Raw genomic sequence first — 14,643 nt, 5'->3', positions numbered from 1 at the left:
CCACGATGGAGGGCATGCGACAGGACCGGGTGGCGGGGTGGTCGGCCGCGCTCGCCGGTCTCCTCACCGGCGCTGCGGGCCTCGGAGTGGCCCTGGCGACCTCCTCGCTGCTGGGCCAGCGGCTCTCCCCGTTGAGCGCGGTCTCCGAGACCGTCATCGAGCTCACGCCCGGCAAGATCGCCCACCTGCTGGTCAGCGTGGTGGGCCAGAACGACAAGCCGCTCCTGCGCGCCGGCACGCTGGTCGGCCTCCTCGTGCTCGCCGCCGTCGCCGGCCGGGTGGGGCTGCGGAGCAACCTGAGCGGCCAGGGCGTCTTCCTCGCGATGGCGGTGGTCGCCGGGGCCTGCGCGCTCGGCCGACCCGGTGCCGACCCGGCCTCCCTCCTGCCCGTCGTCACCGGCCTGGTCACGTGGCTGCTCGTGCTGCCGGTGCTGCTGGACCCGTTGCGCGGGGCCGACCGGGACGGGGCGGACGAGGCGGACCGGCCGGACGGGGCGGCCGGGGCGGACGCCGGGCGGCGTACCTTCCTGCGCCGGGCCGTGCTCGTCGGCCTGGGGGCCGCGGCCGCCGGTCTGGTGGGTGGGATGTTCGGCCGCAAGCGCCGCGAGGTCGAGCGCGACATCGCCTCGCTCGACCTGCCGGTGACCCGCGGGACGGTCCCCGCCGGCGCCGACCTCGGTCTCGAGGGCCTGGCGCCCTGGCGCACGCCCAACCGCGACTTCTACCTGATCGACACCACCATCGGCGTGCCCGCGATCCGCAAGGAGGACTGGTCGCTGCGCATCCACGGGATGGTCGACAAGGAGATCCGGCTGTCCTACGACGACCTCCTGGCCCGCGAGCTCACCGAGGCCTGGGTGACGCTCTGCTGCGTGTCCAACGAGGTGGGCGGGTCGCTGGTCGGCAACGCCCACTGGAGCGGCGTCCGCATCGCCGACCTGCTGCGCGAGGCGGGGGTGCAGGACGGCGCGGACGCGGTCCTGCAGACCTCCGAGGACGGCTGGACCTGCGGGACCCCGGTGCAGGCGCTGACCGACGGCCGCGACGCGCTGCTGGCGATCGCGATGAACGGCGAGCCGCTGCCGGTCGAGCACGGGTTCCCGGTGCGGATGGTCGTGCCCGGCCTCTACGGCTTCGTCTCCGCCACGAAGTGGCTGGTCGACCTCGAGGTCACGCGGTTCTCCGACGTCGACGCGTTCTGGACCGAGCGCGGGTGGGCGGAGAAGTGCCCGATCAAGACCCAGTCGCGCATCGACGTGCCCCGCGCCAACCACCGCGTCGCGGCCGGCTCGGTGACCGTCGCGGGCGTCGCCTGGGCCCAGCACCTCGGCATCGACAAGGTGGAGGTGCAGCTCGACGGCAAGGGCTGGCAGGAGGTCGAGCTGGCCCGGGTGCCCTCGGTCGACACCTGGGTGCAGTGGCACGGCACGGTCGACGTCGGCCCCGGCGTGCACCGGCTCACCGTCCGCGCCACCGACCGGTCGGGCGAGACCCAGACGTCGGTGCGCACCGACGTGGTGCCCGACGGCGCCTCCGGCTGGGACTCCGTCGAGTTCACCGCGGAGTAAACCGATCGCCTTGCAGGGCTGGGTTTCCTAGGCTCGACTAATGCCCGAGCTCGTCGTCCCGCGCCCGTCGTTGCACTCGCCGTTCCTCGAGGCGCTGGCGGAGTACGCCGCCGCCGGCGACTACCCGCACGGCTCCGGCATCACGCCCGACCACCTGCCGCTCGACGAGGTGCGGGGCGAGCCGTGGTTCGCCGGCGACCTCGCCGACCCCGAGCGGTTCGCGGCGTACGCCGAGGCGATGCCCCGGCTCGCCGACGGCGACGTGGCCCGCGGCTTCGCGATGGTGCCGGACACCAAGCGCTGGATCACCGAGCGCGACCAGGTGCTCGGGTTCCTGTCGGTGCGGCACGAGCTCAACGACTTCCGGCTCGAGGAGGGCGGCCACATCGGCTACTCAGTCCGGCCGTCCGCGCGCCGGCGCGGCCTCGCGACGTACGCCTGCGCGTGGGGGCTGGACCACCTGCGCTCCCTGGGCGTCGACCGCGCGCTGATCACCTGCGACGACGACAACGAGGCGTCCGCGGCGACCATCCTGCGCAACGGCGGGGTGCTCGAGGACGTGCGCCACGGCAAGCGGCGCTACTGGGTCGACCTGCGCGCCTGAACCGAGCCGAGGACCAGGACGACGCCGGTCAGGCCGGTCACCGACCAACGCAGCACCCGCAGCTCGTCCTGGGCGTGGGCGAAGTCGCCCGGCGAGAGGTTGCCCGGCTCGTCGGGACCGGCCCCCGACTGCGCGGCCTGACGCTCCACCAGGGCGGCCCGGCGCTCGGCCAGCACGGTCAGCGCGAGCGCGGCGCCGGTCAGCCCGCCCTTGACCAGGGCGGTCCTGCGGGCCCCGGGCCGGTGGGCCAGGGTGTCCCGGTCGGTGAGCAGCAGGCCGGTGGCACCGACCAGGTGGGCACCGACGGCGGCCGCGTTGACCGGCGCCCAGCGCTCCCACGGGTGGGCGGAGAGCTCGTGGCGCTCGGAGAGGTTGTCGGCCCGTCGGGCGGTGCTGTTGACCCCCACCGCCCCCATCAGCCCGCCGCCGAACCAGGCGGCGAGACCGACGTCGTGCAGGGCGCGCAGGGCGCTCGTCGAGATGCTCAAGGCTGCTCCTGGTGAGGGGTCGGGACGTCCGGAGTATCCCCGGCCGGTGCGGTTCAACCCCGGCTCAGGACAGGGCGGCCGAGATGGCGTCGCGGGTCCGGTCGACGACCGAGGCCATCGGCCCGAGCGCTGCCTGGCGCACGGGCGAGCCCGCGGCGATCGGGTGGGCCCGGGTCGGGGCGACCTTCTCCGCGGCGCGCAGCAGGGTGCCCATGCCGCGTCGCTGGTCCTCGTCGCAGCCGGCGAGGATCGCGGGGAACTCCTCGGTCTCCTCCGCCTTGGCGTGCGCGAGCACCGCGGCCCGGAGTTCCTCGAACGTGGTCAGGAAGTCGTCGCCGGCCGCGTCGACCGCCTCGAGGGTCTTGAGCACCTTGTTGGCCTCGCGCTCCTCGTCGTTGCGGGCGTCGGCGACGTCCTTGCCGGCCACGTCGATCGTGACCGGGCGCAGGACCATCTCCTCGGCCGTCTCGTGCACGGCGAGGAGGGCGCGGAGCTCCTCGAAGAGCTGCTGGCGCTCGTCGCCCTCGCTGGTGCCCACCTCGTCGAGGAGGTCCTCGATGCGCTGGTGCTGCTCGAGCAGGATGGCGACGACGTCGCCCTCGGGAAGGTCCTTGGTGTCGGTCATGGTGGTCCTGTGTCCCGCCCGGGCGCCGGCTACACGCGCCGCGGCGTCATCGGCGGATGACGTACGCCACGCCGCCGGAGCCCTTCATCGAGCCGCCGGAGGGGTAGCGCTTGAGCCACGCGTCCTCGAACTGGCCCCGGTCGTAGGTGCGGCGCACGCCCTTCCTGGTCGCCGCCGCCGGGTCGTTGACCACGACGTCGCCCGACCTGGTGAAGCCGACGATCACGAGCAGGTGGCCGGCGGTGCTCGAGATCGGCGCGCCGGTCAGCTGGCCGCGGCCGAACGAGACGGAGACGACCAGGGGCACGCCCTTGGCGATCCACGCCTCGGCCCCGCGCAGGTCGCGCAGCCGGGTGACGTGGGCGCGGCCCGCCCGTCGGGCGGCGTAGGCGGTGTTGAACGCCCAGTTGCCCGTGCCCTGCAGCGTCGCGTCGTAGACCATGCGCGCGGCGTGGTCGACCTGCGGGTCGGGGTGGCCGTCCGCCACCCAGGAGTACGCCGACGGGCTGGGCAGGGCGTCGTAGTAGCCCAGCACCATCGTGGTCGAGGTGGGGGAGCACCAGGCCTCGCCGCCGCCGTCGTACTGCGGGTAGTCGCCCTCGTGGGTCATCTGGCTGAAGCGGGGGACCGGGAGGACCGTGCCCAGGGCCTTGTTGGGCGCCGGGCGGGGGGTCGAGGTGGTGACGTCGCTGACCTGCGGCAGCCGGCTGGCGACCGCGCCGACGGTGTCGACCGAGGGGGCCGCGGTGCTGCCCGCGGGGCGGCGCAGCGTGACCCGGAGCTGCCAGCCGGACACGCCGGCCGAGGCGTTGGTCAGCCAGGTGTCGTAGGACATCCGGCCACCGTCGTCGGGCTGGGAGCTGCCGCTGGCCCGGCGGAGCCAGCGGTCGCCGTACGCCCAGGTGGCGGCGGTGTCCCAGCTGGTCGGTCCGGCGCTCGTGCGGCCGCGGACCTCGACGACCAGGCGGGACGCGCCGGGGGTCATCGCGTCCCAGCTCGGGATCAGCTCGGTCGCGGCGAAGCGCGGGGTCACCCACGGACTCGTCCACGTGCCGCGGTCGGCCCCCGGCGCGAGGCGGACCGTCCCGCTGGTCACGGTGGTGCCCCGGAGCGTGCCGGCGCGGAGCTGGTCGTCGGTGTCCCAGGAGCGGTAGGACACGTGCCGGGCGGGGGCCGTCGCGCGGGCGTCGGTGGTCGGCCGGGCCACGGTGGTCGACCGGACCTCGGTGGTCGGCCGGGCCTCGGTGGTCGAGCCTGTCGAGACCACGACCGCGAGGGCCGCGAGGGGGACGAGGAGCGTGCGCACCGCACGACGGTACGTGCGCTCGTGTCCCGTTGGTGCGTTTTCGTCACATCTGCCCCGCGGGGGTGGGTGATCCCGCGGCGGGCAGCGCGAGCCCGTGCTCCCCGTAGAATCGCCCGGTGATCAGGCTCTACGACTCCGTCTCCCGCGAGGTCCGCGACTTCGTGCCCCTGCACGAGGGCCGGGTGGGGATCTACGTCTGTGGCCTGACCGTGCAGAGCGAGCCCCACGTCGGCCACGTGCGGTCGGCGGTGAACTTCGACGTGCTGCGGCGCTGGCTGACCTACCGCGGCCTCGAGGTCACCTTCATCCGCAACATCACCGACATCGACGACAAGATCCTGGTGAAGTCGGCCGAGCAGGGGCGGCCCTGGTACAACCTCGCCTACGCCATGCAGCGCGAGCTCACCGCCGCCTACGACGCGCTCAACCTGCTGCCCCCGACCTACGAGCCGCTGGCCACCGGCCACATCCCCGAGATGGTCGAGCTGATCCAGCGGCTGATCGAGCGGGGCCACGCCTACACCGCCGCCGACGGCTCGGGCGACGTCTACTTCGACGTGCGCTCCTGGCCGTCGTACGGCGAGGTGTCGGGGCAGCGCGTCGACGACATGACCCCCGCCGAGGACGCCGACCCCCGCGGCAAGCGGGACCCCCGCGACTTCGCGCTGTGGAAGGGCCGCAAGGACAGCGAGCCGGAGACCGCGTCGTGGCCCGCCCCGTGGGGCCGCGGCCGCCCGGGGTGGCACATCGAGTGCTCGGCGATGGCCTCGAAGTACCTCGGTGAGGCCTTCGACATCCACGGCGGCGGGCTCGACCTGCGCTTCCCGCACCACGAGAACGAGCAGGCCCAGTCGCGCGCGGCCGGGTTCGGCTTCGCCTCCACGTGGATGCACAACGCGTGGATCACGACCGCCGGCGAGAAGATGAGCAAGTCGCTGGGCAACAGCCTCGTCGTGCCCGCGGTGCTCCAGCGGGTGCGCGCCATCGAGCTGCGCTACTACATGGTCTCGGCGCACTACCGCTCCCACGTGGAGTTCTCGTTCGAGGCGCTCGACGAGGCCGCGCAGGGCTTCCAGCGCATCGAGCACTTCTTGTCGCGTGCACAGGAAGTCATCGGTGGTGAGGTGCCGCTGGGCGTCTCGTGCGCCGACTTCGAGACCGCCCTCGACGACGACCTGTCGACCCCCGCCGCCTTCGCCGCGATCTTCGAGGTCGTGCGCGAGGGCAACAAGGCGCTCACCTCCGGCGACGAGACCGCGCTGCGCGGCGCGGCCGGCTCCGTCCGCGGCATGCTGGCGGTCCTCGGGCTCGACCCGTTCGACCCGGCCTGGGACCGGGGCTCGGGCGGCGGCGACGAGGAGCTGCTCCGCTCCGCGGTCGACACCCTCGTCGGCCATCTCCTGTCACAACGACAAGAAGCCCGAGCCGCCAAGGACTTCGCCACCGCCGACGCGATCCGCGACCAGGTCAAGGCGGCCGGCATCGAGATCGAGGACGGGCCCCAGGGCTCCTCCTGGTCGCTCCGCTGATCCCTCCACCCCTCACGAACAGGACACCACATGCCCGGCAACTCATCCCGACGCGGAGCGGTCCGCAAGCGGGCCGGCGGCAACCCCACGGCGGGCTCCGGCGGACGCGTGCGCCGTGGCCTCGAGGGCAGGGGACCCACCCCCAAGGCCGCCGAGCGCGAGAACCACAAGGCGTTCAAGGCCAAGAAGCGCGCCGAGGCCGAGTCCTCGAAGGGTCGCCCGCGGCGCTCCAAGCAGACCGACACCGAGTGGGTCGCCGGCCGCAACTCCGTCGTCGAGGCGCTGCGGGCCGGGGTGCCGGTCACCACGGTGTACGTCGCCGAGGGGGCCGAGCGCGACGGCCGGCTCCGCGAGGTGTTCCGCATCGTGGCCGAGCGGGGCATCGCGCTGCTCGAGGTCACCAAGAACGAGCTCGACCGGCTCACCGACCGCGCGGTGCACCAGGGGCTGGCGGCCAAGGTGCCGCCGTACACCTACGCCCACCACACCGACCTGCTCGACCGCGCCGCCGAGGCCGGTGAGCCCCCGCTGATCGTCGCGCTGGACTCGGTGACGGACCCGCGCAACCTCGGGGCCGTCGTACGCTCCGCGGCCGGGTTCGGCGCGCACGGCGTCGTCATCCCGGAGCGACGTGCCGCGGGCATGACCGCGTCGGCGTGGAAGACCTCCGCGGGCGCCGCCGCGCGCATCCCGGTCGCGCAGGCGACCAACCTGGTGCGCGCGCTCAAGGACCTCCAGGAGGCGGGCTGCATGGTCGTCGGCCTGGCCGCCGACGGGGAGGTCTCCCTGCCCGACCTCGACCTCGCCGACGGGCCGCTGGTGCTCGTCGTCGGCTCCGAGGGCGACGGGCTCGGCCGCCTGGTCTCGGAGACCTGCGACCAGCTGGTCTCGATCCCGATGACCAACCAGCTGGAGTCGCTCAATGCCGGGGTCGCCGCCGGGGTCGCGCTCTACGAGATCGCCCGCCGCCGCGCCTGACGGTCTGGATCGTTGCCGTCGTCCCGTGCGGGCAACCCGGGCCCGCCGGGGTTTGGCCCGCGTGGTGTGATGACGACTACGGCTATCTCCAGTAGTCGGGTCGGAGGTCCGATGTCGTCGCCGATCGAGGACATGGCTCACGCCGAGGACGACCGGCGTGCGTTCGACGTCGGCGGGAAGGGTGCGGGCGGCCTGGCCGCGCTGCTGCTGCTCGCCGACGGCCGGTTCCCGGCCGGCGGCTACGCCCACTCCGGTGGCCTCGAGCCGTCCATCGAGGCTGGCCGGGTCCACGACATCGCGTCCTTGGAGTCGTTCCTGCGCGGTCGTGCTGCCACCGTGGGGCTGGTCGCCGCCGGGGTCGCCTCGGCCGCGTGCGGGGCGGTGACCGACGGTGACGTCCCCCGGCTGACGACGCTGGACCTCGAGACCGACGCCCGCATGCCGTCACCTGCGCAGCGCGCGACGTCACGGCAGCTGGGACGGCAGCTGTTGCGGGTCCTCGAGGCGATCCGCCCCGACCCGCGGCTCGCCCACCTGGGTCGGACCCCGCACCAACCGGTCGCGCTGGGTGCTGCCGCGGCGTCCTTCGGCCTCGTCCGGATCGAGGCGGCGATGCTGGCCCTGCACGAGGTGGTCGCCGGGCCCACCGCCGCAGCCTGCGGCTGCTGAGCCTGGACCCGTTCGCCACCCACGCGTGCCTGTCCCGGGTCGGCGGCGAGCTGGGGACGCTGGCGGCGACCGCCGTGGCGGCGAGCTGCGGTGACCTCGACGACCTTCCGGCCGCGGGCGCTCCGCTGCTCGACGTCGCCGCCGAGCAGCACACGACCGTCACGATGCGGCTGTTCGCCTCATGAGCGCACCGGTGGTGGAGGTCGACCGGCGCCCGGGGACGGGTGCCCGGATGCGGGCCCGAGCGCACCTGGTCACCGAGCTGCGGTCGGCGGCCGACGGCTCGGTGCGCACCTGCGCGTCCAGGCTCTACTCCGAAGCGCCGTTGCTCCTGCGGATGGCCCGGGCGAAGACGTCGGAGCCGTGGGCGGCCGGGGTCACCGACGTCCTCCGGGTCGCGTTGACGGCCGGCGCCGCGGGGCGGGTCGGCGGTGACGAGCTGGACCTCACCGTCGAGGTCGGTGCGGGCACCTCGCTCGTGCTCGCCGAGATCTCGCCGACGCTGCTGCTCCCCGGACCGCACGGCCGGCAGTCCCGCACCCGGGTCCGGGTCCACGTGGCGGCCGGCGGCACCTTGATTTGGCTTCCGGAGCCGATGATCGCCGCCCGCGGCTGCGACCACCTCAACGAGGTCGTCGTCCGGCTGGAGGACGGTGCCCGGTTCCTCATGCGCGAGGAGATCCTGATGGGACGTCACGGTGAGCGCGGCGGGCAGGTGCGGCAGCGGGTCAGCGTCCGACTGGCCGGGCGGCCGCTCTACCGCCAGGACCTCGAGGTCGGCACCGTCGAGTCCGCCTCGCCCCCGGTGCTCGGTGAGCACCGTGCGGTCGGCTCGACGCTGGTCGTCGACCCCGGCTGGACCACCCGGCCACCGGCCGCTCGGGTCCTGGACGCGGGCGCGGCGGTGCTGCCCTTGGAAGGCCCGGCCGTGCTGCTCACCGCCCTGGCCGACGACAACCTGGCGCTGCGCCGCCACCTCGCGGCCGGTCTCGCGGCGCTCGGCGAGCCGTGGGCTCCACGGCCCGCGACCGACACCACCACACGAGATGGGCACGCGAGCCGTGACCACGAAGGAGCACCCTCATGACGCAGACCCCGGCCCCGGCCACCACGGACGTCCCTCCGACCGAGACCAGCGCCCGGCGAGCGCTCCGTCTCGGCGTCGCCGGACCCGTGGGGACCGGGAAGAGCTCGTTGATCGCGCTCGTGTGCCGTCACCTGGCCGACGAGCTCAGCCTGGCGGTGATCACCAACGACATCTACACCGACGAGGACGCGCGGTTCCTGCGCTCCGCCGGCGTGCTGCCGGCCGAGCGGATCCGTGCGGTCGAGACCGGGGCGTGCCCGCACACCGCGATCCGGGACGACATCACGATGAACCTGCTCGCCGTCGAGGACCTCGAGCGTGACTTCGCGCCCGTCGATGTGGTGCTCGTCGAGAGCGGCGGGGACAACCTCACCGCGACGTTCTCCCCGGGCCTGGTCGACGCGCAGGTCTTCGTGCTCGACGTCGCCGGCGGTGGGGACGTGGCGCGCAAGGGCGGCCCCGGCATCGCGAGGGCCGACCTGCTGGTGATCAACAAGACCGACCTCGGACCCCACGTCGACGTCGACACGATGGTCGCCGACGCCACCGCGGCCCGCGACGGTGGCCCGGTGCTGGCCCTGTCCCGCACGGACCCCACATCGGTGGAGGCGCTGTGCGCGTGGGTGCGGCGGATGCACCAGCAGCACGTCGCCGGCACCCACACGCCGGTCGACCCGGGCCCGATGGCTCCGCACGTCCACGCCCACGACGAGCCGCACGCGCCGGTCGCCCTCGTGGAGGACGACGGGACGGTGCCGGACAAGCAGATCGGGCGGTGGAAGGACGACGGCGGCGCCATCGGCGCGCCCACCAGCTGACACCTCAGAACAGGAAGTACCGCTGGGTCATGGGGAGCTCGGTGGCGGGCTCGTGCTCGATGAGCTCGCCGTCGACCCGGACCGCGTAGGTGTCGGGGTCGACCTCGATGCGGGGCATCGCGGAGTTCTCCGGCAGGTCGGTCTTGCCGCGGCCGCGGACGTTGCGGACCGGCACGAGGGGCCGCTGGACCTTCGGCAGGCGGTCGGCGAGGCCGTCGTCGATCGCGGCCTGGGAGACGAACGCGACGCTGGTCGACGACGCCGACGGGCTCTGGGCGTTGTACCCGAGCCGGGGCAGCACCGGCTGGGGTGTCGGGACCGACGCGTTCGGGTCGCCGAGGGCCGCGACCGCGGCCATCCCGCCCTTGAACACCATCGTGGGCCGCACCCCGAACAGCGCCGGCTGCCACAGCACCAGGTCGGCCATCTTGCCGGGCTCCACCGAGCCGATCTCGCCCTCGAGGCCGTGCGCGACCGCGGGACAGATCGTGTACTTCGCGACGTAGCGGCGGGCTCGGTTGTTGTCGTTGCGCCCGTCGCCCGGCAGCGCGCCCCGCAGCTGCTTCATCCGGTGGGCGGTCTGCCAGGTGCGGATCACGACCTCGCCGATCCGGCCCATCGCCTGGGCGTCCGAGGACATGATCGACAGCGCTCCGAGGTCCTGGAGGACGTCCTCCGCGGCGATGGTGCCCGCGCGCACGCGGCTCTCGGCGAACGCCAGGTCGTTGGGGACCTGGGGGTTGAGGTGGTGGGCGACCATCACCATGTCGAGGTGCTCGGCGATCGTGTTGTGCGTGAACGGCCTGGTGGGGTTGGTCGAGGCCGGCAGCACGTAGGGCTCGGAGGCGATGCGGATGATGTCGGGAGCGTGACCGCCGCCGGCGCCCTCGGTGTGGAAGGCGTGGAAGGTGCGGCCCTGCAACCGGCTGGGCCCCGGTGTGTCCAGCGCACGCACCCGTCCCGGTGAGGCGGTGCGGCGTGGCGCAGTCCACTGAGGTTCCCCTTCGCCGGGGGCGAGGGACCTGAGAGAATGGGCAGGTTCGTTACCGGTCAGTAGCCAGCCTGAGGTGTGCCATGAAGCGTGAGATCTACGAGTCCGACCACGAGGACTTCCGCAGCTCCGTCCGCGAGTTCCTCGCCCGCGAGGTCGAGCCCCACCTCGAGGAGCACATCGAGAACAAGCAGTTCGGTCGTGACTTCTGGCTCAAGGCCGGCGAGGCGGGCCTGCTCGGGCTCGAGGTGCCCGAGGAGTTCGGCGGCTTCCAGGCCAACGACTACCGCTTCAACGCGGTGCTCATGGAGGAGCTCAGCCACGTCAACGCCGCCCTCTCGTCCTGCGTGGGCATCCACGCCGACATCGTGGCGCCGTACCTCGTCGAGCTGACCACCGACGAGCAGAAGAAGCGCTGGCTGCCCGGCGTCGCCAGCGGTGAGAACCTCTGCGCGATCGGCATGACCGAGCCCTCCGGCGGCTCCGACCTCGCCGCGCTCAAGACGACCGCGGTCCGCGACGGCGACGACTGGGTGATCAACGGGTCGAAGACCTTCATCACCAACGGCTACTCCGCCGACCTGGTCGTGGTGGCGGCCCGCACCTCCCCGGAGAAGAAGGCCCGTGGGATCACGCTGTTCGGCGTCGAGACGACCAAGGAGGGCTACAGCCGCGGTCGCAAGCTCGACAAGGTCGGCCAGCCCGAGTCCGACACCGCCGAGCTGTTCTTCGAGAACGTCCGCTGCACCGACGACGACATCATCGGCGAGCTCGACAACGGGTTCATCCACATGATGCAGAACCTCCCGCAGGAGCGGCTGGGCTGCGCGATCTCCAACCTGGCGCACGCCAAGCAGATCCTGATCGAGACGCTGGAGTACTCCAAGGAGCGCAAGGCCTTCGGCCAGGGCATCGGGTCCTTCCAGCACATCAAGTTCCTGTTCGCCGAGATGTTCACGCAGATCGACGTCACGCAGGCCTACATCGACCAGTGCGTGATCTCCCACTCCAAGAAGGAGCTCACCCCCACCGACGCCGCCAAGGCCAAGTGGTGGACCTCGCAGATCCAGAACGAGATCCTCGACCACTGCGTCCAGATCCACGGCGGCTACGGGTTCATGAACGAGTACCGCGTGGCCCGCGCCTGGAAGGACGCCCGCGTCTCGAAGATCTGGGCGGGCTCGAACGAGATCATGAAGGAGCTCATCGGCCGCGACCTCGGCCTCTGAGCGCTGGGTCCAGTTTCACTAGGTACCTAGTGACTTTGTCACTCCCCGAGCGAAACTTCGCTCGGGAAGTGACAGTTTCACTAGGTACCTAGTGAAACTGAACCCCAGCGACGCCCGCGAACAGTAGGAACGCAAGTCCGCGCGTACTCGCGCGTACGCCGGTCGCTTGGCATGGTGGGGACATGCCGGAGCGCGACTACGAGCAGGACACCACCATCGGGGCGGGGACGCTGCGCATCCGGGCACGGGGGCGGGCGGTGCTGTCCAACCCGATGACCAACCGGGGGACGGCGTTCACCGCCGAGCAGCGCAAGGCGCTCGACATCGACGGGCTCGTCCCGACCGGGTTCACCACGCTGGAGAACCAGACCCGCCGCGTCTACGAGCAGTTCCGCAACACCGGGACGATGCTCGGCAAGTTCCTCACCCTCAACGCGCTGCGCGACCGCAACGAGGTGCTGTTCTACTACCTGCTCACCGGCCACCTCGAGGAGATGCTGCCGGTCATCTACACCCCCACGATCGGCGAGGCGATCGAGCGGTTCAGCCACACCTACAACCGCCCGCGCGGGGTCTTCCTGTCCATCGACCAGCCCGAGCTGGTGGAGCGGTCGCTGCTCAACTACGGCCTCGGTCCCGACGACGTCGACCTGGTCTGCGTGACCGACTCCGAGGGCATCCTCGGCATCGGTGACCAGGGCATCGGCGGCATCCAGATCGCGATCGGCAAGCTCAGCGTCTACACCGCCGCGGCCGGCATCCACCCGCGGCGGGTCATCCCCGTCGTCCTCGACGTCGGCACCGACAACCTCGGCCTGCTGAGCAACGAGATGTACCTCGGCGAGCGCCACTCCCGCGTCCGCGGCGAGAGGTACGACGAGTTCGTCGAGCTCTTCGTGCGCACCGTCGAGCAGCAGTTCCCCAACGCGATGATCCACTGGGAGGACGTCGGCACCGGCAACGCCCACCGCATCCTCAACCGCTACCGCGACGAGGTCTGCACCTTCAACGACGACATCCAGGGCACGGCGGCGGTCGTGCTGGCCGCGCTGCTGGCCGCGGTCGACGTGACCGGCCACGACCTCGACGAGCACCGCATCGTCGTCTTCGGGGCGGGCAGCGCGGGCATCGGCATCGCCAACCTGGTCCGCGACACCATGCTGCGCACCGGCGCGGCCGAGACCGAGCGCGAGGCCTACGAGAGGTTCTGGGCGATCGGCCTCCAGGGGCTGTACGTCGACGACGACGCGACGCTGCTCGACTTCCAGAAGCCCTACGCCCGGGCCCGCGAGGACGTGGCGGGCTGGGAGCTGGAGAGGCGGGGGCACATCGGGCTCATGGACGTGGTCAGGCACGTCAAGCCGACCATCCTCATCGGCACCTCGACCAAGGGCGGGGCGTTCTCCCGCGAGGTCGTCGAGGAGATGCACCGGCACAGCCCGCGCCCGATCATCTTCCCGCTGTCCAACCCGACCAGCCGCGCCGAGGCGACGCCGGCGGACCTGCTCGAGTGGACCGACGGTCAGGCCCTGATCGCGACCGGCAGCCCGTTCGCCCCGGTCGACCACGGCGGCGTGCGCCACACGATCGCGCAGTCCAACAACGCGCTGATCTTCCCCGGCCTGGGCCTCGGCGTGGCCGCGTGCCGGGCGCGCGTGGTCACCGAGGGCATGATCGCCGCGGCCAGCCAGGCGCTCGCCGGGCTGGTCAACGCCTGGCGCCCGGGCGCCCCGCTCCTGCCGGGCATCGGCGACCTGCGCCTGGTCTCGGCGACGGTGGCGATCGCGGTCGCCCAGGAGGCGGCCGCCGAGGGCGTCGCGGACGCTCCGTTGAGCGACCCGATCCAGCAGGTCTACGAGCGCATGTGGCAGCCGCGCTACCCCGACATCGAGGCGATCTGATGACCTTCTCGATCGCCGTGCGCGACGGCGACTTCTTCGGCGTCGCCGTGGCCAGCAAGTTCCTCGCGGTCGGCAGCGTCGTCCCGGGCGTACGCCGGGGCGTGGGCGCGGTGGCGACCCAGTCGTTCGCGCGGGTCGGCTACCTCGACGAGCTCCTCGACGCCCTCGAGGCCGGCCAGGACCCGCAGGCAGCGCTGGACGAGGCGACCGCACGCGACGAGGGCCGGGCACAGCGCCAGGTGGGCGTCGTCGGCCTGGCCGGCGCCGCGACGTACACCGGCGACGACTGCTTCGACTGGGCCGGCGGCCGCACCGGCGGTGACGGCGACAGCTGCTATGCCGTCCAGGGCAACATCCTCACCGGCGAGCCCGTCGTCGCGGCGATGGAGGAGGCCTGGCTGGGGTCCGCCGGACAGCCCGTGCAGCGGCGGCTGGTCGCGGCCCTGCTGGCCGGCGACGCCGCGGGCGGTGACCTGCGCGGACGGCAGAGCGCGGCGCTCGTGGTCGTCGGGCCCCGCGGCGGCTACGACCCGGAGGCGGGCACGGTCGCGGACCTGCGGGTCGACGACCACCCGGACGCGCCCCGCGAGCTGGCGCGGATCAGCGACCTGTGGGAGCTCTACTTCGGCCGGCCCGAGGGCGTGCAGCCGCTCACCGGCGAGCTCCGCGACGAGGTCGCCGGTCACCTGGCCACCCTCGGGCTCACCGGCGAGGTCGAGCAGGCGCTGGAGATCTGGATGGGCGGGGCCAACCTCGAGACCCGCGCGACGCCGGAGGGCATCGACGCCCGCGTGCTCGAGGAGCTGCGGCGCGAGGCGGCCACCCCGACCGGCACATCGGACTGACCCGC

14 protein-coding genes are annotated in these 14,643 nt (G+C 72.9%); 10 read left to right on the top strand and 4 right to left on the bottom strand.

Features of this window, described 5'->3' with window-relative positions:
• Positions 1 to 14: 14 nt before the first annotated feature.
• Entirely contained in the window at positions 15 to 1,568 is a 1,554-nt protein-coding gene (locus J2S63_RS07500) for a molybdopterin-dependent oxidoreductase (RefSeq protein WP_310300694.1), read from the top strand.
• 40 nt (positions 1,569 to 1,608) lie between these two features.
• Positions 1,609 to 2,172, top strand: coding sequence for a GNAT family N-acetyltransferase (locus tag J2S63_RS07495; RefSeq protein WP_310300690.1), 564 nt, complete (start codon positions 1,609 to 1,611; stop codon positions 2,170 to 2,172).
• On the opposite strand, the gene J2S63_RS07490 is transcribed toward J2S63_RS07495, so the two are convergent.
• The 3 genes from J2S63_RS07490 to J2S63_RS07480 all read right to left on the bottom strand — a co-directional run bounded on the left by J2S63_RS07490 (position 2,148) and on the right by J2S63_RS07480 (position 4,591).
• On the bottom strand, positions 2,148 to 2,660 hold the full coding sequence (locus tag J2S63_RS07490; RefSeq protein WP_310300687.1) for a hypothetical protein: 513 nt from the start codon (positions 2,658 to 2,660) through the stop codon (positions 2,148 to 2,150). The genes J2S63_RS07495 and J2S63_RS07490 overlap by 25 nt on opposite strands.
• A 64-nt stretch (positions 2,661 to 2,724) precedes the next feature.
• Complete coding sequence (locus J2S63_RS07485; RefSeq protein ID WP_310300684.1) at positions 2,725 to 3,285, bottom strand: hemerythrin domain-containing protein; 561 nt, start codon at positions 3,283 to 3,285, stop codon at positions 2,725 to 2,727.
• 46 nt (positions 3,286 to 3,331) lie between these two features.
• A complete protein-coding gene (locus J2S63_RS07480) occupies positions 3,332 to 4,591 on the bottom strand; it encodes a C39 family peptidase (RefSeq protein WP_310300682.1) in 1,260 nt (419 codons plus the stop codon).
• 116 nt (positions 4,592 to 4,707) lie between these two features.
• Between J2S63_RS07480 and cysS the strand changes: the two genes are divergently transcribed.
• The 5 genes from cysS to ureG all read left to right on the top strand — a co-directional run bounded on the left by cysS (position 4,708) and on the right by ureG (position 9,672).
• Entirely contained in the window at positions 4,708 to 6,120 is a 1,413-nt protein-coding gene (gene cysS / locus J2S63_RS07475) for a cysteine--tRNA ligase (protein WP_310300679.1), read from the top strand.
• Positions 6,121 to 6,150: 30 nt separating this feature from the next.
• On the top strand, positions 6,151 to 7,098 hold the full coding sequence (rlmB, locus tag J2S63_RS07470) for a 23S rRNA (guanosine(2251)-2'-O)-methyltransferase RlmB (protein ID WP_310300676.1): 948 nt from the start codon (positions 6,151 to 6,153) through the stop codon (positions 7,096 to 7,098).
• Between the two features lie 111 nt (positions 7,099 to 7,209).
• Positions 7,210 to 7,767, top strand: coding sequence for an urease accessory protein UreF (locus J2S63_RS07465; protein WP_310300673.1), 558 nt, complete (start codon positions 7,210 to 7,212; stop codon positions 7,765 to 7,767).
• A 181-nt stretch (positions 7,768 to 7,948) separates the two neighbouring features.
• Entirely contained in the window at positions 7,949 to 8,854 is a 906-nt protein-coding gene (locus tag J2S63_RS07460) for an urease accessory protein UreD (RefSeq protein ID WP_310300670.1), read from the top strand.
• On the top strand, positions 8,851 to 9,672 hold the full coding sequence (gene ureG / locus J2S63_RS07455) for an urease accessory protein UreG (RefSeq protein ID WP_310300667.1): 822 nt from the start codon (positions 8,851 to 8,853) through the stop codon (positions 9,670 to 9,672). The genes J2S63_RS07460 and ureG overlap by 4 nt, the downstream gene beginning before the upstream one ends.
• Before the next feature lie 4 nt (positions 9,673 to 9,676).
• Here the strand turns inward: ureG and J2S63_RS07450 are convergent, their stop codons facing one another.
• A complete protein-coding gene (locus tag J2S63_RS07450; protein WP_310300664.1) occupies positions 9,677 to 10,627 on the bottom strand; it encodes an urease subunit alpha in 951 nt (316 codons plus the stop codon).
• 119 nt (positions 10,628 to 10,746) lie between these two features.
• On the opposite strand from J2S63_RS07450, the gene J2S63_RS07445 reads away from it, so the two are divergent.
• The 3 genes from J2S63_RS07445 to J2S63_RS07435 all read left to right on the top strand — a co-directional run bounded on the left by J2S63_RS07445 (position 10,747) and on the right by J2S63_RS07435 (position 14,638).
• Positions 10,747 to 11,892, top strand: a complete 1,146-nt coding sequence (locus J2S63_RS07445) for an acyl-CoA dehydrogenase family protein (RefSeq protein ID WP_310300662.1) — start codon at positions 10,747 to 10,749, stop codon at positions 11,890 to 11,892.
• 182 nt (positions 11,893 to 12,074) lie between these two features.
• A complete protein-coding gene (locus tag J2S63_RS07440) occupies positions 12,075 to 13,793 on the top strand; it encodes an NAD-dependent malic enzyme (RefSeq protein ID WP_310300659.1) in 1,719 nt (572 codons plus the stop codon).
• Positions 13,793 to 14,638 (top strand): DUF1028 domain-containing protein, encoded by an 846-nt coding sequence (locus tag J2S63_RS07435; protein ID WP_310300657.1) that lies wholly within the window; start codon positions 13,793 to 13,795, stop codon positions 14,636 to 14,638. Before J2S63_RS07440 ends, J2S63_RS07435 begins: the two co-directional genes overlap by 1 nt.
• The last annotated feature ends 5 nt before the right edge of the window (positions 14,639 to 14,643 follow it).

Source organism: Nocardioides marmoribigeumensis, assembly GCF_031458325.1.
In the GTDB taxonomy this organism is placed as follows: Bacteria; Actinomycetota; Actinomycetes; order Propionibacteriales; family Nocardioidaceae; genus Marmoricola_A; species Marmoricola_A marmoribigeumensis.
The sequence above is the reverse complement of the archived record's forward strand: the minus strand, read 5'-3'. Positions and strand labels throughout refer to the sequence as shown.

What these genes read in the sequence shown, in the direction of transcription:
- J2S63_RS07460 (WP_310300670.1), top strand. Translation starts at nt 7,949, where the DNA reads ATGAGCGCACCGGTGGTGGAGGTCGACCGGCGCCCGGGGACGGGTGCC.
- J2S63_RS07500 (WP_310300694.1), top strand. Translation starts at nt 15, where the DNA reads ATGCGACAGGACCGGGTGGCGGGGTGGTCGGCCGCGCTCGCCGGTCTC.
- rlmB (WP_310300676.1), top strand. Translation starts at nt 6,151, where the DNA reads ATGCCCGGCAACTCATCCCGACGCGGAGCGGTCCGCAAGCGGGCCGGC.
- J2S63_RS07465 (WP_310300673.1), top strand. Translation starts at nt 7,210, where the DNA reads ATGTCGTCGCCGATCGAGGACATGGCTCACGCCGAGGACGACCGGCGT.
- J2S63_RS07495 (WP_310300690.1), top strand. Translation starts at nt 1,609, where the DNA reads ATGCCCGAGCTCGTCGTCCCGCGCCCGTCGTTGCACTCGCCGTTCCTC.
- J2S63_RS07445 (WP_310300662.1), top strand. Translation starts at nt 10,747, where the DNA reads ATGAAGCGTGAGATCTACGAGTCCGACCACGAGGACTTCCGCAGCTCC.
- J2S63_RS07485 (WP_310300684.1), bottom strand. Translation starts at nt 3,285, where the DNA reads ATGACCGACACCAAGGACCTTCCCGAGGGCGACGTCGTCGCCATCCTG.
- ureG (WP_310300667.1), top strand. Translation starts at nt 8,851, where the DNA reads ATGACGCAGACCCCGGCCCCGGCCACCACGGACGTCCCTCCGACCGAG.
- J2S63_RS07440 (WP_310300659.1), top strand. Translation starts at nt 12,075, where the DNA reads ATGCCGGAGCGCGACTACGAGCAGGACACCACCATCGGGGCGGGGACG.
- J2S63_RS07435 (WP_310300657.1), top strand. Translation starts at nt 13,793, where the DNA reads ATGACCTTCTCGATCGCCGTGCGCGACGGCGACTTCTTCGGCGTCGCC.